This is a genomic window from Burkholderia sp. Bp9004, from assembly GCF_003858025.1.
Taxonomy (GTDB): domain Bacteria; phylum Pseudomonadota; class Gammaproteobacteria; order Burkholderiales; family Burkholderiaceae; genus Burkholderia; species Burkholderia diffusa.
The window spans coordinates 1-18,827 of the sequence record NZ_QTQD01000010.1; the positions used below are offsets into that span (position 1 = coordinate 1).

Annotated in this window: 18 protein-coding genes; 9 read left to right on the forward strand and 9 right to left on the reverse strand. The window is 61.5% G+C overall.

Translation table 11 applies throughout. The features are described from left to right. From DIE08_RS13415 to DIE08_RS13455, 9 genes are all read left to right on the forward strand, one after another. The coding region (locus DIE08_RS13415; RefSeq protein WP_148096082.1) for a DUF2345 domain-containing protein at nucleotides 1–593 on the forward strand (593 nt) is incomplete at its 5' end. Nucleotides 594–640: 47 nt separating this feature from the next. Further along, nucleotides 641–5,299 (forward strand): RHS repeat-associated core domain-containing protein, encoded by a 4,659-nt coding sequence (locus DIE08_RS13420; protein ID WP_124902134.1) that lies wholly within the window; start codon nucleotides 641–643, stop codon nucleotides 5,297–5,299. Nucleotides 5,300–5,313: 14 nt separating this feature from the next. Next, entirely contained in the window at nucleotides 5,314–5,778 is a 465-nt protein-coding gene (locus tag DIE08_RS13425) for an SMI1/KNR4 family protein (protein WP_260436518.1), read from the forward strand. 48 nt (nucleotides 5,779–5,826) lie between these two features. Continuing rightward, nucleotides 5,827–7,128 carry a DUF746 domain-containing protein gene (locus DIE08_RS13430; RefSeq protein ID WP_124902136.1) on the forward strand — a complete coding sequence of 434 codons (1,302 nt, stop codon included), beginning with the start codon at nucleotides 5,827–5,829 and terminating at the stop codon, nucleotides 7,126–7,128. Nucleotides 7,129–7,182: 54 nt separating this feature from the next. Further along, entirely contained in the window at nucleotides 7,183–7,422 is a 240-nt protein-coding gene (locus DIE08_RS13435) for a hypothetical protein (RefSeq protein ID WP_124902137.1), read from the forward strand. A gap of 434 nt (nucleotides 7,423–7,856) precedes the next feature. Continuing rightward, nucleotides 7,857–8,156: an H-NS family nucleoid-associated regulatory protein gene (locus DIE08_RS13440; protein WP_124902138.1), complete on the forward strand. Its 300-nt coding sequence runs from the start codon at nucleotides 7,857–7,859 to the stop codon at nucleotides 8,154–8,156. Nucleotides 8,157–8,254: 98 nt separating this feature from the next. Next, a complete protein-coding gene (locus tag DIE08_RS13445; RefSeq protein WP_124902139.1) occupies nucleotides 8,255–8,647 on the forward strand; it encodes a DUF2471 family protein in 393 nt (130 codons plus the stop codon). 149 nt (nucleotides 8,648–8,796) lie between these two features. Further along, complete coding sequence (locus DIE08_RS13450; protein ID WP_124902140.1) at nucleotides 8,797–9,726, forward strand: tyrosine-type recombinase/integrase; 930 nt, start codon at nucleotides 8,797–8,799, stop codon at nucleotides 9,724–9,726. 70 nt (nucleotides 9,727–9,796) lie between these two features. Beyond that, nucleotides 9,797–10,276 (forward strand): hypothetical protein, encoded by a 480-nt coding sequence (locus DIE08_RS13455; RefSeq protein WP_124902141.1) that lies wholly within the window; start codon nucleotides 9,797–9,799, stop codon nucleotides 10,274–10,276. Nucleotides 10,277–10,407: 131 nt separating this feature from the next. On the opposite strand, the gene DIE08_RS13460 is transcribed toward DIE08_RS13455, so the two are convergent. The 9 genes from DIE08_RS13460 to DIE08_RS13495 all read right to left on the reverse strand — a co-directional run bounded on the left by DIE08_RS13460 (nucleotide 10,408) and on the right by DIE08_RS13495 (nucleotide 18,824). Beyond that, nucleotides 10,408–12,210 carry a hypothetical protein gene (locus DIE08_RS13460; protein ID WP_124902142.1) on the reverse strand — a complete coding sequence of 601 codons (1,803 nt, stop codon included), beginning with the start codon at nucleotides 12,208–12,210 and terminating at the stop codon, nucleotides 10,408–10,410. Nucleotides 12,211–12,281: 71 nt separating this feature from the next. Then, nucleotides 12,282–12,845, reverse strand: coding sequence for a phospholipase D family protein (locus DIE08_RS13465; protein ID WP_124902143.1), 564 nt, complete (start codon nucleotides 12,843–12,845; stop codon nucleotides 12,282–12,284). Nucleotides 12,846–12,932: 87 nt separating this feature from the next. After that, nucleotides 12,933–13,340 carry a hypothetical protein gene (locus DIE08_RS13470; RefSeq protein ID WP_124902144.1) on the reverse strand — a complete coding sequence of 136 codons (408 nt, stop codon included), beginning with the start codon at nucleotides 13,338–13,340 and terminating at the stop codon, nucleotides 12,933–12,935. A 60-nt stretch (nucleotides 13,341–13,400) separates the two neighbouring features. Then, a complete protein-coding gene (locus DIE08_RS13475) occupies nucleotides 13,401–13,595 on the reverse strand; it encodes a hypothetical protein (protein ID WP_096506487.1) in 195 nt (64 codons plus the stop codon). Between the two features lie 22 nt (nucleotides 13,596–13,617). Further along, on the reverse strand, nucleotides 13,618–13,794 hold the full coding sequence (locus DIE08_RS35640) for a hypothetical protein (RefSeq protein ID WP_179952331.1): 177 nt from the start codon (nucleotides 13,792–13,794) through the stop codon (nucleotides 13,618–13,620). A 79-nt stretch (nucleotides 13,795–13,873) separates the two neighbouring features. Continuing rightward, complete coding sequence (locus tag DIE08_RS13480) at nucleotides 13,874–16,195, reverse strand: SMC family ATPase (RefSeq protein WP_124902145.1); 2,322 nt, start codon at nucleotides 16,193–16,195, stop codon at nucleotides 13,874–13,876. Next, entirely contained in the window at nucleotides 16,183–16,704 is a 522-nt protein-coding gene (locus tag DIE08_RS13485) for a hypothetical protein (protein WP_059448604.1), read from the reverse strand. Before DIE08_RS13485 ends, DIE08_RS13480 begins: the two co-directional genes overlap by 13 nt. A 198-nt stretch (nucleotides 16,705–16,902) precedes the next feature. Further along, entirely contained in the window at nucleotides 16,903–18,258 is a 1,356-nt protein-coding gene (locus DIE08_RS13490; RefSeq protein WP_124902146.1) for a metallophosphoesterase family protein, read from the reverse strand. Nucleotides 18,259–18,338: 80 nt separating this feature from the next. Further along, complete coding sequence (locus tag DIE08_RS13495) at nucleotides 18,339–18,824, reverse strand: NADAR family protein (RefSeq protein WP_124902147.1); 486 nt, start codon at nucleotides 18,822–18,824, stop codon at nucleotides 18,339–18,341. Nucleotides 18,825–18,827 lie beyond the last annotated feature (3 nt).

Genomic DNA, 18,827 nt, shown 5'->3' on the forward strand with positions numbered 1-18,827 from the left:
TCGCGGTGGGTCATTCGCTGTTCGCGAGCGTATCGAACGCGTTCTCGCTGTTCGTGCACAAGGCGGGGATGAAGCTGGTGGCGGCTGCAGGCAAGGTGCGCATCGAGGCGCAGACCGACGGCATCGACATGAAAGCCAAGCAGTCGGTTGGCGTGATGAGCACCACCGACAGCATCGAGCTCCATGCCGCGAAGGAAATCGTGCTGCACGCGGGTAGCACGCAGATCCGCATCAGCGATCAGGGCTACACGGTCCATACCGCTGGCGAGCACACAATCCACGCCGGCAGCCACCAGACCGACGGGCCGCAGGGACAGGGCGGAGGCTTCCCGCCGTTTCCTAAATCCGGGCCCGGACAACTGGAAGTGCTGCGCCGCTACGTGACCGATGCACCGGTCGACAAGAACACCATTGCGGTGACGGACAGTCTTGGCGCGGTACACAAAGGGACGCTGGACGCATCCGGTCGAACCATCGTAAGCGGGTTGGCGCCCGGTGCGGTCACTGTGCAATACGGGCACGACCCGCACGACTCCTGGGCCATGTCCAGCTACTTGAAGCAGCCTCGCTGGAACCCGGCAGGCGCTGCCTGACGTTTATCGGCCAGTCTCCCAATCCATTTCACAGTCCGAACAAGATCATGGCTGACAAACAGCAGTCCCTTCCGTCTGTCGACGCGGCGATCGTCCCGCTCAACCAGGTTCACATTGCCGATCTCGAGGCCGGCGCTTCGCACTTCGACAGTTGGTTGCGCACCGCCAGCGGCGGATACGTGACGCTAGAGCGGATCAAGGAAGTCTCGGCTGCAATGCCCGTTCTCGGCAACATCATTGCGGCCGTCGACGTCTGCGGCGACATCTCGAAGCTGATCGAGCACCGAAACGTCCAACCGCGATCGGAGGCCGAGAAGCTCGACCGTATCCTCGATTGGGCAAACCTGGCGATCAACCTGATCGGGGTACTGCCGATTCCGCCGGGGACTACCGCGGCACGCATGTCGTTGCGTCCGACGTTGGGCCTGGTACGGCAAGCTGTCAAGCGCGGGGCAACGGATCTTGCGACTGCGTCGGTCGCCGTGATCGCAGGGCATTTCACGGCAACCTTGATGGGCGAACTCAAGCCGTTTGTTGAGGAAGCCAAGGCCCGATTGACCGAACTGCTGAAGGATGCTGGCAGTGAGGCCGAGAAACGGCTGAACCAATTGGCTGACGGATTCGACGCGTTGGCTTCCGGGAGGCTGACCGATCCAAATGCGAATCTGGCAGCCGCACGGAACAAGGCATCGCGTGTTTCGGCCGGCTCGCTGATCCACGATCCGACCAAAACGCTCGGAGATCTGTTCGGCGCCGTGTGGGAGGTATACAAGGCGGGCGCGAAGGCAGAGGTGAACTTCGTTCTTTCGCTTACACCCGACGAGGCGCGATCAACCATTCGGCGTCTGGCTGCCGACATTCGTACAAGCATTCCGGACGTCAAGAAGCGCATCCAGAGCTTGTCAAGCGATGATGTGGGTTCGGTGATGTACATGCTGAACATCCTGATTCGGGCGATTCAGGTGTACGAGGAGAAGAAGCATCATCTTGCTGCGACTGTCGACAGTAATAAGCGAAACCAGGCGAAGCGCAAGGAAGACGGGAAGCAAGTTACCAATGTCGGCAAGGAGGCCAAGACTCAGAAGCCGGGACCTGGTTGCGTCTGCGGAATTGGTCAGCCCCCAGCCCGAGTAGGCGGTTCGATCGGCCTGGGTCTGGGAGACGAGTCATTCACCCATACGGATTTTGTATTGCCCGGAATCGTTCCGGTCGAATGGGCGCGCACATATCGCTCGAACTTCGATGCCCATGATGAGCACGGGCCGCTCGGACCGCGATGGACAACACCGTATCACGTTGCGTTCGAGGCAAAGGGCGACGGGTTCGTCTATCACGACGCGTCCGGACGAAGCCTCACCTACCCGGCGCTGAAGCTGGGCCAGCCGCATCGCGATTCAATCGAGTCTTGCACGATCACTCGTGAATCGGACGATCGAATCCGGCTCGTCCGCGGCGAAACCCTGACCGAGACGTACGAGCGGTACGGGACACGCTTCGTGCTCGGGAAGATCGAGGACCGCTCTGGCAACGAGGTGGCGCTGGAATGGGTGGAAGGCTTGCTTGCCCGGATCGAGGTGGCGGACCTCGTCGCGGCGATAACGTACGACAACGTTGGCCGCATCATGCGCGTCGCGCTGGTCGACAGCGCAGGCACCGCTATCCGCACACTCGCGCGGTATCGCTATGACGAGGTGGGCGATCTGGTGGAAGCAAACGATGAGAATGCGGCGTCGTGGAGCTACGCGTACTCGCATCACCTCGTGACGCGCTACAGCGACCGCACCGGACGGGGGATGAATCTGGAATGGGACGGTACGCACCTCGACGCGAAAGCGATTCATGAATGGGCCGATGATGGATCTTTCGACACTCGTCTGACTTGGCACGATGATCTGCGCCTGACCTTCGTGACCGACGCGCTTGGCAATACGACGCAGCAATACTACGACATCGACGGGTACGTATATCGCACCGTCTATCCTGACCGCACCGAAGAATGGTTCATGCGCAACGCGGACAAGAATTTGACGCGGCATGTGTTTCCTGACGGAACCGAGGAATCGTTCACGTGGGACGACGCGGGGCAGATGACTTCGCATACGCAGCGCGATGGACGCATTGCGTACTACGTCTACGATCGGCACCACAATCTGACGGGATTGCAGGACCCGGAAGGTCATCGCTGGGAGCGCTACTACGACAGCAAAGGCAGGGTTACCGAGGCGATCGATCCGCTTGGCCACGTAACGAAGTACGAATACGATCGCGCGGGCCTGCCTGTCGCGATCACGGATCCGAAGGGCGGCACGACGAAGATCGCGTGGCGCCCAGACGGACAGATCGCGAGCTATACCGACTGTTCCGGCAAGACTGCCACGTGGAAGTACGATGAACGCGGGCGGCTTGTTCAGCAACAGAACGCAGCTGGCGAGATTACACGCTACGGCTACGAGGCTGGACAGCTTGCATGGGTGACGCGGCCCGCGGGCCTGCGTGACACTTTTGCACGCGATGCGGAGGGCCGGCTGCTCGAGCACGTCGATGCCCTGAATCGATCGACGCGTTATACCTACACGGCGGCCGGCCTGCTCGCCAAGCGGATCAATGCCCGCGGCGATTCACTCGAGTATGGCTGGAACCGACTCGGACAGATCACGGTGCTGCGCAACGAAAATGGCCGGGAATATCGGTTTGGCTACGACACGGTGGGGCGCCTCAACAGCGAATCCGACTTCGATGGACGCGAGACGCGGTACTACCGTGCGGCCGGCAGTGGGCTCGTGACGAACCGGTTGTACGGCGGCGTCATGCAGGCGTTCGAATACGATGCGATGGGTAGATTGGAATCCCGACGCGGCTGGCCGGCACAGTTCACCGACCGGGGGCACGTCTTCCTGGCTCCGCAAGGAGAGACGACGGTCGAGGCCGAGTCCTTCCAATATGACGGTCTGGGGCGGCTGCTGCAGGCGGTCAACGATCAGTCGCGGGTGCAGCGCTTCTACGATCCGGTCGGAAATCTGGCGCGTGAGCACGTGCACATGCGGGTCGAAGGCAAGGCATACGAGTTCGTATGGCGCCACGAATACGACGAGGTCGGTGCGCGGATTGCGACCACGCGGCCGGATGGTCATCGGTTGGAGTGGCTCACGTACGGATCCGGCCACGTGCATGGCGTCATGCTCGACGGGGTGACCATCGCGAACTTTGAACGCGACGATGCGCACCGTGAGACGCAGCGCGAGCTTGGTAACGGTCTGACGCAGACGACGCATTACGACGAGGCTGGCCGACTCGCGCGGCAGCTGCTGCAAGGCACTGGCGGCAAGGTGATGGAGCGCCGCTACCAGTACGACGCCGCAGGGCAGTTGACCCAGATTGCGGACTTGCGTCGCGGTGAGATCCAGTACGCGTACGATCCGATTGGCCGGCTGACACGTGCGCAGTCGTCGCTCGGTGTCGAGACCTTCGCGTTCGATCCGGCAAGCAACATTGTGGAATCGAAGGAGCGTGACGAGCACGGAATTGGCGTGCTGGGTGGGGCCCGGTCTGCCCCTCTGCTGGACAACCTGCTGAAGGATTATGCGAGTACCCACTTCGCTTACGACGAAATGGGTAACCTGAAGCAGCGCACGCGAAACGGCGAGCGCACTGACTTCGAGTGGAGCAGTCTGGGCCGGATGGTGTCGGCACGCGATCGGCACATGCAGGCGACGTACACGTACGACGCGCTCGGCAGGCGCATTGCGAAGCTGACGGATCCGGTGGTGCCGTATCTCGCAGGTGCTGGCAGTGGCTGGCGGGATGCGGAACGGCAACGTCTGAAGCAGGTACGTGGCTACGGCTTCACGTTGTACGGTTGGGATGGCGACACGCTGGCCTATGAGACAGCGTGGGAACGGCGCGAGACGACGCATTACGTGTACGAGCCGGGCAGCTTCGCGCCGCTAGCTCAGGCGACGGGGGCGGCGATGCTTCATGATGGCGCCGCCGAAGCCTCTCAATTTGCGGGCATCGCATACTACCACTGCGATCAGATTGGCACGCCGCAGGAGCTCTCTGACGAGGCGGGAGAGGTAGCCTGGTCCGCGCGCTACAAGGCGTGGGGCGAGGCGAGTGAGGTTATCAGTGAGGCGGCACGCAAGGCTGGTATCACGAACCCGCTGCGCTTCGCGGGTCAGTACTTCGATCATGAGACCGGTCTACACTATAACCGGCACCGGTACTACGATCCGAGTAGTGGACGGTTCGTTAGCAAAGACCCCATCGGGCTCGCCGGCGGCATTAACGTCTTCCAGTACGCGCCAAATCCGACGCTGTGGATCGATCCGCTTGGACTCGCAAGGTGTGGGGTAGACTTTGCCGGAAGTCCAGACCTGTACCCAGTCGGAGAAGGACAAAAGAACATCGTGCAAATTCAGATGCAGGGTAGCCGCACGCGCGACTTCACTCAGGCATATAAAGCCGCGGGTATCTCCCCAACGGACGCCGACGACTATACGTGGCATCACGTCGACGATTTCAATCCAAACACCGGCGCGAGTACGATGCAGCTTGTCAAAACTGAAGCGCACGAAGCTACTTTCCCGCACGTAGGTTCAGTCTCACAGTATGAAAAGCAATTCGGAGTTACCTATGGGTCCGCGGAGTCCGTGAAAATTGCTAATGAAAAGGGCTGGCTACAGGGTCGCAAGCCGAAATGTGGATAAGGAGGGATGCGAAAATGTACGGAAACGAATTTACGAAGGGTGGAGTGAGTCTATCGACGGCCGACTTCGCTCGCGCGGAAGCGCAGATGGGAAAGTCCCTGCCGGAGGGCCTGAAGGAGTTCCTTCTGTCCGTGAATGGTGGTGTGCCCGAAAGGACTTATTGGCCAATTGATGGGGGAGAGTTCTTGTGGGTGAAGCGCTTCCTTTCGCTGATCGACTCACTGGGGCGAGGGCCAACGATTGAGCAATCGTACCTCAATGGGCAGCAGAGGGCATTTCTTCCTTCAGACTTAATCCCATTTGCTATCGATCACGGCGGAAACTTCTTCTGCCTAGACGAAGCGGGCCGAGTATATTTCTACGCGGTTGATGCGTGGAGTCCTGATGCCACATTCGAAGCGAATGTTCAGCATGCTAAAAGCTATCTCACTGTTGAAATTCGAGCGTTTATTGAAGGTTTGGAGCCGGATGAGGCCTAATCTACATCGGTATTCAATTGACATGGGCATAGCTACACGTGGTCGTAGATGGTGCATCTGATTGCTATTCGACGCAGTGATAGCACTGAGAGAAGTACCCTCGACGCTGAAGCACCCGAGAGGCATTTCGATCTAACCATCGCCGGTGGGGTATGTCTGTCGCGCGCGAACAATGATGATGAGGCCGAGGATCCGGTGCTGACCGACTACTTGACACGCGCGTGGCTCGAGTTGACCAGTTCGTCGCCAACTCCGGTGCCGAGGTGCCCACATTGTGACGGGCTCCGTGTTCGATCACGTCAATTCGATGGTCCGAAAAAGCAGCTCCCCGGCTATTTTTGTCACGCGTGTCGGCGGAGCTTTAATCGCCTGACCGGCACGCCGTTCGCGCGCTTACGTAATCAGGCTAAGGTCGGTGGATTAATTCCGCTGCTTTCGCGTCAGACGACATTGACGCAGGTAACTGAGCGGGTTGGCATATCGTATGAAGGGATCCTTTCGTGGCTCTTGGCATTTCGGCGCTACGTGCTCGAGATCGATCCTTCGGGCGCGTGGGAAGCTCGTATTCGGCTTGGGATGCACGCGCTACCACATGCTCAGTGCGTACGCTGCGGCTTCGAGGGCGGCTTCTTTTCCGGGGGCTTCGATGCGCAGCGCCGTCGCCGCATCCGATGTCCGCAATGTGGCCGTCACCGGCTATTGGATGTGACCCAGCGCGAGGGGCAGGCGCTCGAAGCAGTTGTCGTGCGTGATTCAATTGTGCCGGCCGTGCGGCGGCGGAGAAAGCACCATCCGGACATGGCCATGCCGGCAGTTCAACGGGCGGCCCGGGTCGACGACGCGGCGCCGAATCTTGCTGTGCGGTCTTCGCGGAAGTTGGACGATGTCCATGTACCAATGAGGTGTCTTCCGCGGGGAGCGGTACAACGTTGTGAAGACACCGAGCTTTCAGTCTTTTTGCTCGCGCAGATCGACAAGGCACTGAATTCGGATCCAACTCCGGTTCCATGTCCGTGGTGTGGTGGCGACCGTACCAGTTACCACCCGTACCGGCGGCCAAGCGGACTTCCTGGTTTCCGATGCCAGTCCTGCCTTGCGTATTTCACTCGCGTGTCGAATACGCCATTGCTGCTTCCGCGTGCACGCGAACATGCGCGGCAGTTTGCAACCATGCTGGGATGGCGCGAGAGGTTCGACGCGGCCGCCAGAGAACTTGACGTTGGACATAAGGTGGTCAGGCGGTGGGTTCGGGCGTGGCGGCAATGGCTGATTCTGCTTGATCCAAGCGGAGAGATGGAAGCTCGCGTGCGGCTTGGAGTCCCGCCTCTGCCGCGGAGGCAAAAAATTTGACGGACATGCGATGAGGCATTCCGATGTCGCCGAACTTGCGCTGGCGCGTTCGGGATGATCGAAGTACTCTGGGCAAAATCTCGATTGGTTCGAGGAGGCGATTTGACTGATCATCGTTACGTCCAGATCTCGCCTGACGTCATTTTCTCGGCCGACGTCTTCACTTCCACGTACCTCGGGCTGCCGGTGACTCGACCGAGTAAGCGCGCGGAACAGGTTCCTGCCGACAAGCCCGGCATCGACCCGCGTCAGATTGATCTGTGGGCCGACGACGTCGATCATGCACCCGTGTAGCCTCGATGGAGGCGCATAGATCTTCGGTTTCGATTTAAATAGGAATGCAGAGTAAAGTTGACATAACCCCAATGAGCGAACTTTTAGATTAGATAGATTTTGTTGAAAAGAAGGTTGATCGCGGCTAGAGCACCGTGGGCAGGGCTCGTCGTGAGTTTCGTGTCGAGCCACGTCGAACGCACGCGCGCCTCAGGAACGAAGAGAAAGGTTAAAAACGGTTTCAGATTAATAAAATCTACTCGCTGGATACTCTTCATTTGAGAAGCAATAGCCCTTCCCGACTCGATATGGCGCGCAAAGTGGCGTGAGTCCATTCACTCGACACCTGTGACCTTTGCGAGGGGCCGAGCTACGTTCTATCGACTCAAACTTGACTTTTGTTTGGAACCAGTAAGGTAGTCGATACCAACGTCCCAACCACGAATGGAGAAAGCATGTCGACATACCACGAACTTCTTGCAAAACGCGCCGCACTCGAAGCGGAAATCGACGCCGCAAAAGGGGCTGCGCGGGAGACAGCTTTGAAGGAGGTGCGCCAGCTCGTCAGTGAATTCGATATCAGCGCCCGGGAGGTCTACGGGGCGCGCGCAACGGGCAAGCGCGGCCGCGTCCCCGCGAAGTATCGCCATCCCGAAACAGGCGCGACCTGGAGCGGTCGGGGCCGCCCGCCGTCGTGGATTGACGGCAAAGACCGCGCGCTCTTCGAGATCCAGCAAAGCGCCGCCCAGTCTTGAACTCCTGCGGATCACTGGTTACATTTTCAGTGTGCCAGGCGCGGCCGCCACTCGCGATCTGCGGAGCGGCCGGCCGTCGCTCTCTTTCTCCGTTTAATATGAACCACGCCCCGACAGTTGATTGCCACGATCCGGAGTTCGATCCGATTCGGTATGGCTTTGCGCTCGAGCTCGCAACGCAAGATCTGCGACGCACCGCGACTTCGCTCGCAGCACGCTATATCGATGCCGGCCTTGCTCACGCCTTGAGCTGGCCGCTCTTGCTCGAGATCGAAGAGCAGGCATTCTCCGATTTGGCCTTTCAGAGCCGCAACGATCCAGCGATCGTCGACGCGCTGCCGCGCATCGGGCCGGCAACGCTGCCGGGCGTCGATTTCTGCGGTCTCATCGACTGGAGTCAGTCTGATCCATCGCTGCCGATCGTCTATCGGTGCGTCCGCGAGCTTCTGATGGGCGCCCCCATGTTCGAGCGCAGTGAGGAAGCTGCGTGACTGACGTAATCCGTGAGCTCAACGAGCCGTGTACCGGCGTCCACGCGCAAATATGGACGAGGGGACGCCTCTCCCCTCTGCTGACAAAGGACGCGAATCGTAGATTCGCGTTATGCTTGGGGTAGGCAATATTCAGTATATAAGATCGAATGGACGAACCGACTCTCTGGCTGTCGGCACCGACCGAGGCCTATCAACAGTGGCAGCGCACGGAAGCCGCCGGCGCCGATCGGCGCGCGTTCTCGCCGCGGTCGATCGTCCAGCACGAAGCGATGTTCGAACGCTTCATGCGCCACCTCGCCGCCGCTCAGCTGTCGCTGGCCACCTTCGGGCCCGACCACCTCGAATCGTTCTTCGCTGATCTCGATCGCCGGTGCAAACCCGGCACCACGACCCGCCTGCGGTACCAGAAGCTCCTCGATCGGCTCGGCCGGCACCTCGTAGACGTCGGCGTGCGCAAGACCAATCCAGCGGCCGCCTACACACTGACGCAGACGTGGCCGGAGGACGAACCCGTCCCGGTGTACCTGCTCGAGGCCGACGATCTTCGACTGCAGGCGTCGATCCGGGGCATCGACGGGCTCGACGATCGCGCGTTGCGGAACCGCGCCATCGTTGGCTTATTGCTCTCGACCGGCATCACCGCGCAGGAAATCCGACAGGCGGCCGCCGTCGACCTCGACCTGTCGCCGGCGCGGCCGCACCTTCTTGTTCCGAAGCGCGGCCCACGCGAAGCACGTCGCATCAGCGTTGACGAGTTTGCGGAACCGGCGCTCGCGCGTTGGCGGAATCTCTCTGCCGCCGCAGACAGCCCACTGCTGTTCCCGTCTCCTCGTGCAGGCGGGCCGATGACCGACGAGATGCTCGGCCGCATCGTTCGAGACGAACTCCTCGCGATCGACGTTCGGCTCCCCGATATGAGCCCACGCACCCTGCGAAACACGTTCGCTAGGCGCCTGCTGCTCGCCGGCAGAAGCAACGACGACGTCATGCATCTCTTGGGCCTGACGAGCCAGCGCACGGTGATCCGCATTCGGGCAACGATCCCGACCCGGCCTCAAGCGGCACTCCAGACTTGACTTCCGCTCCGCCTCGATAGCCTGAAAAAGCCAGCAAGTTCGCTGGCTTTTCGCTATTGGAGCATTCATTATGGACTACGTATCGCGCTACACGGACCTCGTCTACTCCACCAACGGCGGCATCGCCGTCTGCCGCTACCGGCTGCTCGCGCTCGCGCCGGAACCGACGCAACTCGTCATTCAGGTCGAGAACCACGGCGGTAACAAGGACATCCTGATCACCGATCACATCGTCCGCGACGGAATCCTCAACCGAATCGCCGATCGCGAACTGACGGGCGTCCCGTTCGACATGCTTTGCGTCGCGTTGACCGAGGCCGGCAAACATCACATCGTCTTCGTCGAAGCCGATCTCGAGGACTACATTCATCGCGGATATCCGTATGAGCGATCCGCACAGCCGGCCGCACGTGGCCGGCATATTGAGCGCATCTCGATCAATTCCCGTGACCTGGTGGTCGGCCGGGCCCGCCTGCAGACCGCGCATGCGACTCCTACGCTCGCAGACGACAGTCTCGCGGCCATCCTCGACCGGCCGACGTCCGCGTAAGCGCCTAAGACGCGGGCGTGTAGCCACGGCTGGGCATCACGTACTGAGTCCTATCGCCAACAACAACGGAGGCGACAGGCAGAAAAAAACCCGGTGCAGACGCACCGGGTTGGGTTTCAAAGTGTCGGGCTTCAAGCCGCCTGCGAGAACAGATCGACAGGCGCCAGGTTCTGCATCGTGAGGTGCTCGGTGTTCGATATCGCGCGGTCGACGAGAAATCGATCAAGCTCCGCCGGCGTCAGGTTGTGCCGCTCGGCCAGATGCGCAAAGTATTGCCCGCGCTTGGCCATCTCCTGATACCGGCCCGCCATACCTGCCGGAAGCCGAAGAATGCCCTCGTTCAGCCAGAACCGCGCCGACTCCATCCCCGAGTGCTGCTGCGCCTTCACGGCCCAGCCAGCATCGAAGCTGCAGGTCACGAACGCACACGCTGCCTCGACGTCCACGTCGAACTGATCGCCCTCTTCGAAATAGACGATCTGCTCACCGGACCTCGTGCGCGCATATCGGCTTGGTCGCTCCGGATGGCGGTAGCGATTCCACTGTTCCGCGGCGTAATCGCGAAGTCCATCCGTGGGCACCTCGGCGTCGTACGCGCCGACAAAGAACCACCCATGATGCGGGATGTCGATCTTCGGCAGCGGGTCCACGACCGGCACGTGGTAGCGCCGTCCGAGCCGATGCACGTCGAACCAGACCGACAGCGCTGGAAACGCATGCGGCGCGTAGTGGTGCATCGAGAGATAAAAATCGATCGCCACCAGCTGCGCCGGCGTGATCATCTCGAACTGCACGTCGCAGAGCACCCGGTTCTCCGGCGTTTCAGGTATCTCGCCCGTGGCCAGCGCGGCCTCATGCCGCTCAGCGCGCTCGACCTCAAGCGCGTCAAGCGTCAGCAGGTACTGCAGCAATCGAACACGCTCCAGGTACGAAAGAACGTCCGGCTTGACCGCCAGATACCCGGCTTCGCTCAGCTTCCGGCCGACGAGCTCGCGACGGCCGAGATCCCATTGCACGGCCATCAGGTAGTTGCGGAAGCGATTCAGGCCGTCCAGATGACGGTGGCCAGCTTCCTTCACCATCGACTCCATCGAACGATCACGCTCGCCGGTCACGCAACAGAACGCGCACCCGAATCGAGAACCGCACGCGGCACGCGCGCCGCCCTCTCCCAGAATCACACCGCATGTCCCCTCGTTGCCAGCGCGGTATAGATCCGAGAGCCGCCGGATCGACTCGCTGGACACGGGCGACGGAAAGGGGCGACCTGCATCCTCCGCGAAGAGCGAAAGCATCGTCCAAACGCAGTCGGTGGACCACTCGGCGACCGGCGAAAACGTGAGAAATCCGTCCGCATTCCGGACGGGTCTCAGCGCATTCTCGTTGCGAGCGGCCATGGCCGTTGCGCGACTACCACTTTCCCCGAACCGGTTGCCGAGGATGGTGACGACTTCGCCACTTCCGCCAGCGGCCGCCGAGCGCTCGAGTGTGACGCGCAGGCGATTCTGCGGGTCGACCTTCCAGTCCGCGGCACAGGCACGTATGCGCTTTCCATTCTTCACCCCGTTTTCCGGGGTGCGGGGAAGCGTCCCGCGCCCGATCATCGCAACGACGAACTGAGACGCCAGTGATGGCTTCGCAACATGCACCGATACCGGTGCATCTGCGTGCGCATAACCGTCGCGGATCTCATCCAGCATGGCCTGAAGGTGCCAGTGCATACTCGGATTTTCGATTGTCGTGTCTGCGCTCGTCATGAAGTGCTCGCGCGACACGTCGGTGCCGGCACGCCTGACGGCTTCGAGCATCAGGATCGCCGTACACGTCGAATCCTTCCCACCGCTCAGGGCATTCGACAGGGTATAACCCTGCCGAATCAGCGCGACAAGTGCGTCGATCGCCGATTCCATCTTCACCAAGATTTCAGAAAACATATGCTGCTCCAGGTGCACGGAAACAGCCCCATGCGGGAGCCGTTCCCGCATGGGTTTAGGATAGATGCCGATCAGGGCGCGCGGTAGAGTTCGCCGCGCGCAGAGACCGATTCCCAGTTCTTCAGATAGACGTCGGCGATCCGCGCGTCGCCGCGCAGCACCACGACGTTCTCCGAGTTGTACCGGGCCGCCTGTTGCGAGTAGTTGTAGCTGCCGGTCTGAACCGTGACGTTGTCGATGACAATAATTTTCGAGTGCTGAGCCGCGTAGCTGCTCACGACACGAACCGGAATCCCGGCGTACGTGAGCGTTCCGAGCGCGGCACGTGCTCGGCCGCTGCGATCCTCGTCGAGGTTGCTGCGGGCATCGACCGTCACCGCGACGTCGACGCCTCGCCGTTTCGCGGTGATCAAGGCTCGAGTTACTGCCGGTGCGGTGAACGAGTAGGCCAACACGCGAATCGACTGGCGCGCTTCGCCGATCGTCCGCAACACCAGCGCCTCAGCGCCACCATCCGGCGAGAACGCAATTTCGACCCGCGGCAGAGGCTGCGCCTGCGCGCGGCCGCCCAGCGCGATCGCAACGCAACAGCACAGCCATGCCACCAGCACGGCCCAACCGATTTGCTTCTTCATAGAGGTATCTCCAAAGGAAAAGAAAGGCGCCGCCCCATTCCCGTGCGGGGCGTTGAGAGGCGGCATCGAAACGTTGTGACGAACGAATTAGCGGTTCGCCAATGCTTTCGCCACATCACGCGCGGTGACGGTCAAAAGCCACCGATCGCTGTCTTTCCGCGGCCACTTGGCGAACTCCGCGTACCCCTCTTTCTGCGGAACAGCTGAACTGCCAACCGCAACGAGAAAGTCGAAGCGATCGGCGGGAACGCGCAGTAGCGCGCAGCTGGTTTGGAGCGCGATCCGGACCGCCGAAAGCCCGACGTATGCCGGGGCGTCGATCACCGTCAGCGCATGCAGTGCAACATCACGCACCGACGAGTTCTCTGCTCGATCGGCGATGATCGATAGCGTCGCCAGACGCGCCCGAACCGACATCGAGTCGAACGAATCTCGCGCGCCTTCCGGCACGACACTCGACGCGAGCTGAACAAGATCAACGTTAAGGAGTGGCATATAGCGGCCTTAAAAAAAGGGCCCCACTCTCTTACGAGAGCGGGGCCGTTGGTCAACGGATTAGATGCAGGGCTTCGGGCGCCCTGCGGGAAAAGTGTGGACTTGGCCATCCTTGCAGATGACCGCATCCGTTTTCATCGGCGGCCGCCTATTCACGGCGTGCGAAGCCACCGCGTAGCGCAGGGCCGGCGCCGGCGGCTGCGAGCCGCCGTGCATCGCGATCAACAGCATCACCAGGTTCGTCATCCCGTCCATCGAACATTCCTCCGTCGGCGATTCAGGACACGACGACAGCCGTAGCGGCCACCGTCACCCAGCGCCCATCAATCAGCACGTCGCGCAGCCGCGAGCCGTTCAGCTCGTAGACGTGCTCCGTACCCATGCGGATGGGTTTCGGGCGAACCGAAACCGTCAGGCTTCGATGCAGAGCAACAGAGTTGGACTTCAGTTTCATTGCGTTCCTCGAAAAGAAAAAAGGCGAGGAACGCCCCTGTGGGGAACGGTCCCCACCAGGGTTAAAAATGTGTGCTGCACTACCTCGCGAGTGCGGCCACGTCGATGACCGCATCGGCCTCCGCAATCAGGTCGGGCGTTTGCGAGATGAAAAACTCTCGCGCATACCCGCCCTGACGCAGCACCTCGCGCTTCATACGCATGAACTGCACCTTGCGATCGGGATCAAGCGGACCGTCCGACTCGTCGCTAAAGAGCGTCTCGTACGGTTGTCCCGCGTTACCCGCGATATACAGGGCGACGCCGCGTGTCAGGCATTCGTTGATCCACACCTTCTGACCACCGGACATCACGCCGACCGCTTTGCTGCTGTCGCTCTCGGCGTCGTGCACGAGGATTTCAAATCCCTCGCGCGTGTCACCGTTGGCCAACGTACGCTGCGTCTGGATCTCGACCGTGAACCGCGTGCCGTAGCACGCAAGCAGCAGGTCGTTCACCGTCTGCGTCAGCGCCGGGCCCGCGTCGTCGATCGTCAGCGCGATCACGCCGTCATTGCCCAGCCCTTTCGCCAACAGCTTCCACTTCGCGATCTCGTCCGAGATGCGCTCGGCGAGTGCCTGCGTCGCTGAGAAGCCCTCAAGCTCGCGCTCGAGCGTCACCAGCGTCGTTTCTCCCGTAGCCTGACTCCTGATCAATGCTTCGATCCTGGCATCCAGCCCCGTGCAGGCCTCGCGTCGAGCGGCCAACTGGCGATCGACATCCGCAATCGCTTGCGCGACATCGACAGAAGCCAGACGCGACACCTCCGCCTCGACCTCCCGCAACAAGCCGTTTATCCGCGCCGTCTCGGTCTCCCGACGCTTCGACGCCTCGCCTCGCTCAACTTCGAGCGACGCAAGTTCCGCCTGGCCCTGTTGCATCCCGGTTTCAGCTGCATCGAGCAGCGGCTTTCGTGCGGCAAGTTCGGTTGCACGTTGCAGCGCCTGCCGGGCCGCCGCGATTTCCGAATTGACGCGCTGCAGTTCGGCGCGCTTCGCAGACAACGCCTCAACAGCCGGCGCCAGTTGATCCAGTTCCGCCTTATGGCCGCGGTACCGGGTCCGAAGGTCATTCAACGAGATGGTCTGGACGTCAACCTGCTGTGCCGCGCTCCTCGCCTGCGCGAGCAACGGGCACGTCACGTGAATGTCCATCCCCGCACACGGCACCGATCCGATGACCGCCGATTGCTCGGTCAGGGTCTTGATCAGGTCAGCTTTGGTCGTGCCCTCCGATTGCAGGCTGGAAAGCGTCGATCCGACCGTTGCTGCCCGCAGTCGCTTCGCGTCGAGCTCGTCGATCGCGCGCTGCAAAGGTTCGATCAGTACTTCGGCCTTGCCGAGCCGAAGCTGTGCATCGTCTCGATCCGCCGCGGCGCCAAGAATGGACTCACGCTGCCGAACAACGGCTGCATGGCCGGCGATCGTGTTACGAATCGTCGTCGCGCGCTGCAGCAACCGTTGCTGCTCCGCCTGCCCGTCACGCTCCAAGACATCAAGCGAAGTCCGCAGCTCGGTGCGACGCGCACCCAGTTCCCCGAGTCGCGCCGCCGCCCCTGCGTTCTCGCCTTGCTTGGCAACCAGCACGGCGTGCTGTTGCGTCAGCGTTGCGATCTCTGCCTGGGCTGCCGTACGCTGCTCGCGCGCGGTTGCGACCGCCGAAACGTCCATCGCGATCGCATTGCGCGTCTGATCGACCCGCTCACGCTTTCCAGAAAATGCCGTGAGGTCTTGCTGCACCACACCAAGTTGCCGGGCCAGCACCTTCGCGACCTCTGCAGCCTTCGTCGACAACGCACGGAGGTGATCGATCTTCAGCAGTTCAGCGAGCAGCGCCTTGATCTCGCTCGCTCCGTACGACGCGAGCGGCCGGCGGTTCTGCGCCGAAAACACGCTCGTGAAGAACGACTCGAGCGAACCGCAGATCGCGTCAACACATCGATCGTAGGTTTCGCCCTTGCCATCCGACACGGTTCCATCCGGCAGCGATACCGGCCGCCACTCGCCATCGGTCGAGCGATAGAACAGGAAGTAGTCCGCCTTGCCGGTCTTGCCGGGCTTGCGGAACGCGAAGGTCGACCGATAGCGCAGGCCATCGTGCTCCCATTCGAACTCCTTGCGCGCCTGCACCCCGCAGATGTGATCCCAGTACGAGAACGCATCGACCGAGAGCTTCGACGCGCGCGACGGCATGATCCGGTACGGATGGAGGTTGTCCATGATCGTCGTCTTGCCGGCGCCGTTCGGCCCCGTCAACGCGATCAGTCCGTTGGGCAGTGACTCCAGGTCGAGTTCGACGCTGTCGCGTTTCATCCCGTCCCGTACGCCATGGAACCCTTCGAGTAACAATTTCAGAGGTCGCATGACTGGATCTCCGCAAGCGTGATGGGCTGCAGATAGTCGTCAGGCAGGAACGGCACGTCATCGTCGTCGATCGTCAGCGTCGGCTCGGGCCGGGAAGCCGGCTTGCCCAACGTGCCATCGACGGCAGCTTGCACCGTCCCGCAGAGGCGACGGAACGCGTCCGACGTCTGCTTGAGCACCGCGTCCCAATCGGGACAACCCGTGAGGATCTGCAGCTCGCGCCCCGACCACTGACCCGAGTAGCCCGAGTCGAACGACCAGAGCAGGTTCTGCAGCTCGACGCCCGGAGTGACCACGATTTCAGCCTGGTCGGCTTCGATCACATGGGTCAGGACGAACAGGCCATCGCGTTGCGCAATGACAGCGCCGCGCTGAGCACCGAACGGTTGATGAAAGAGCGCTGCAGTGCACCCGCCATGGTCGACGAGACGCTTCTGCAACGACTTGGCGTCAGTAGACGCGGTATAGGTTTGCGCCCAACGGACGCCGGCAGGATAGAGACCAAACATGAGCACACTCCGGAATGAAGACGGAGTGCGCCCCTGACGGGGAACACGCCCCGTCAGGGTAGAAAGAAAATGGATGCAGCGATGCTGCGTTCGATGCGCCAACGGGCGCGGGGTGAACCTCGTTTCGATAGCCGCACGGGCTATCGGAACACGGCTAGTGTTCGAAAGTGACGGAATGCAAACCGTCCATGGGCAAAGCTACGCCGCAAACAGATCGTCGCCGAGCCAGGATGGTTCGTCAACGACCGGCGAGATAGTCGCCATTGTGGCCAGCGACAAAGCCGGCTCGACGATGGGCGTGCCGGACTGACCACCAGCGGGCTCATCAGCACTCGCTAAACGCGCCAGGATCGCTTGCGCGATCGCGTCGGGTTCGCTGGTCTCGAGCAGCTGCAGCCGATCAACCAGCGGGACAGCATCGACGTCGGCCAGCTCACACCATCGGGTTAACTTCGCGTCGACCGTCGGCGCCGTGCTGATCCCCTCTGCCCGGCTGCGCATGACAGGAAGCACGCGCGGCTCGAGCTTCACGCCGGCGGCCGTCGAGAACATCGCTTCGATCGCCTTGCGGTCGACCAGCTGCTTATGCTCTTCGTCGATCTGCCAGCGGATACGCACAAACTTCCCGGCGGATGCCGCCGCGAGCGTTTCAAGCTCGTTCGTGTCAGGCGGCCCGTCAAAAGCAACAGAGACCATTTCACGAGATGGCGTCGGAACCAGCGCCGCATGGGCTTCGGTCGCCGAGACTTCCCACGAAAGGTAACCCTTGTTGCCGAGCTCGCCGTAGTGGAAACGTCCGATCGAACCCGGATACCCCACGAGGCGGCCCTCGCGCTCCCACGTCTGGTACTTGTGGATGTGACCCAGCATGAACGCCGAGCACTCCGCACCAAACAGCGCACTCAGGCTGAATTCGTGGTCGAATCCTGCCATCGTGACACCCTGTTCCGTCTGACAACCGTTCACCGTGCCGTGCGACACTCCGATTGTCGGGACGCCTGCCGTTCGAAATGCCGCATTGATCCGGCCGGCAGCAGCGAGGAACCCCGCGAGGGTATCCGCGAGATCTGTCGACGCCGCCAGCGACCCGACGCGCAGCGCCAGCTCTGCTTTGTTCATCGTCGGAAGACAGGTAAAGACCGCTTCGGGCTCGCTGTACAGATGGTGTTGCACTTCGTCCTCGTCGAAGACCGGCCCACGCGAGAACCAGAAGTTTCCATTGTAGAGAGCAACCTGACAGACGCGGTCCGCAATGGCCACCGGATACCGCGCGCCCATCAGCGCGAAGTTGTCGAGAGTCCCGGGCGGCTCGTGCGAGAACGTGCCCTGCAGCATCAGCACCGGCATCGCTTGCGCAAGTCGGTGCACCTGAGTCGCGAGTGAGTTCAGCGCCGGCGCATGGGCGTCGAGCCGATGGTCGGTCGAATCACCGCTGATCACCGCCACCTGGGCCTCGCGCGCTATCGCATTACCTACCGCGTACGAGAAGCACCGGTCCGCCTCGTCGAGGTTTTCAGGCGCGTAATGCAGGTCAGAAAAATGCGCGATTTTCATCAACGCCTCCAGAAAATAAAAAGGCCACCCGAAGGCAGCCAGAGATAGGTCTGCGCCGGCATCCGGCGCAAGAAGGAAAGTTACGACCGAGAAAGCGCGTCCCGCACGTGCATGAGCGCCTTGCCGAGCAGGTTCAACCCCTGCCAAGCGGATGGATCAGCGATGCGAGGATCCTGTTCGCCGAGCCCGACGCCCCAGATCCGGTCATACGGGCTCGCCTCGACCAGGACCGACGTCCCCGTCGCACGCAGCGCGATCGCGAGCGCTTCGTTCTGTCGGAACTTCTCACGACAGCCGACGAACATGATCTTCTCGCGCGCCGTAATCCAACGAGCCTCGTCGAAACCGCGTACCGAACGGCCAAGCCGCTTCTGCTCGCGTGGCGATGTCGACGACAGGATTGCCTCCGCTGTTGCGTGGTCATCGAACAGCATGGCCTTCGCGTACATCATGAATTGTTCGCCACAGTTGAAGGTGACTTCGTGGAACGTGAAACTGCACGGGTGCCAATTGCTGAACACGTCGGCGGCGCCGAAAAACGCCGTGATGTTGCCGATCCGGCGCATGGG

Coding starts and splice junctions, on each gene's coding strand:
- DIE08_RS13475 (WP_096506487.1), bottom strand. CDS start 13,595: ATGGACGGGATGACGAACCTGGTGATGCTGTTGATCGCGATGCACGGC.
- DIE08_RS13495 (WP_124902147.1), bottom strand. CDS start 18,824: ATGCGCCGGATCGGCAACATCACGGCGTTTTTCGGCGCCGCCGACGTG.
- DIE08_RS13470 (WP_124902144.1), bottom strand. CDS start 13,340: ATGCCACTCCTTAACGTTGATCTTGTTCAGCTCGCGTCGAGTGTCGTG.
- DIE08_RS13425 (WP_260436518.1), top strand. CDS start 5,314: ATGTACGGAAACGAATTTACGAAGGGTGGAGTGAGTCTATCGACGGCC.
- DIE08_RS13485 (WP_059448604.1), bottom strand. CDS start 16,704: ATGTTTGGTCTCTATCCTGCCGGCGTCCGTTGGGCGCAAACCTATACC.
- DIE08_RS13435 (WP_124902137.1), top strand. CDS start 7,183: ATGATCGAAGTACTCTGGGCAAAATCTCGATTGGTTCGAGGAGGCGAT.
- DIE08_RS13460 (WP_124902142.1), bottom strand. CDS start 12,210: ATGTTTTCTGAAATCTTGGTGAAGATGGAATCGGCGATCGACGCACTT.
- DIE08_RS13490 (WP_124902146.1), bottom strand. CDS start 18,258: ATGAAAATCGCGCATTTTTCTGACCTGCATTACGCGCCTGAAAACCTC.
- DIE08_RS13440 (WP_124902138.1), top strand. CDS start 7,857: ATGTCGACATACCACGAACTTCTTGCAAAACGCGCCGCACTCGAAGCG.
- DIE08_RS13445 (WP_124902139.1), top strand. CDS start 8,255: ATGAACCACGCCCCGACAGTTGATTGCCACGATCCGGAGTTCGATCCG.
- DIE08_RS13455 (WP_124902141.1), top strand. CDS start 9,797: ATGGACTACGTATCGCGCTACACGGACCTCGTCTACTCCACCAACGGC.
- DIE08_RS13450 (WP_124902140.1), top strand. CDS start 8,797: ATGGACGAACCGACTCTCTGGCTGTCGGCACCGACCGAGGCCTATCAA.
- DIE08_RS13430 (WP_124902136.1), top strand. CDS start 5,827: ATGGTGCATCTGATTGCTATTCGACGCAGTGATAGCACTGAGAGAAGT.
- DIE08_RS13420 (WP_124902134.1), top strand. CDS start 641: ATGGCTGACAAACAGCAGTCCCTTCCGTCTGTCGACGCGGCGATCGTC.
- DIE08_RS13465 (WP_124902143.1), bottom strand. CDS start 12,845: ATGAAGAAGCAAATCGGTTGGGCCGTGCTGGTGGCATGGCTGTGCTGT.
- DIE08_RS35640 (WP_179952331.1), bottom strand. CDS start 13,794: ATGAAACTGAAGTCCAACTCTGTTGCTCTGCATCGAAGCCTGACGGTT.
- DIE08_RS13480 (WP_124902145.1), bottom strand. CDS start 16,195: ATGCGACCTCTGAAATTGTTACTCGAAGGGTTCCATGGCGTACGGGAC.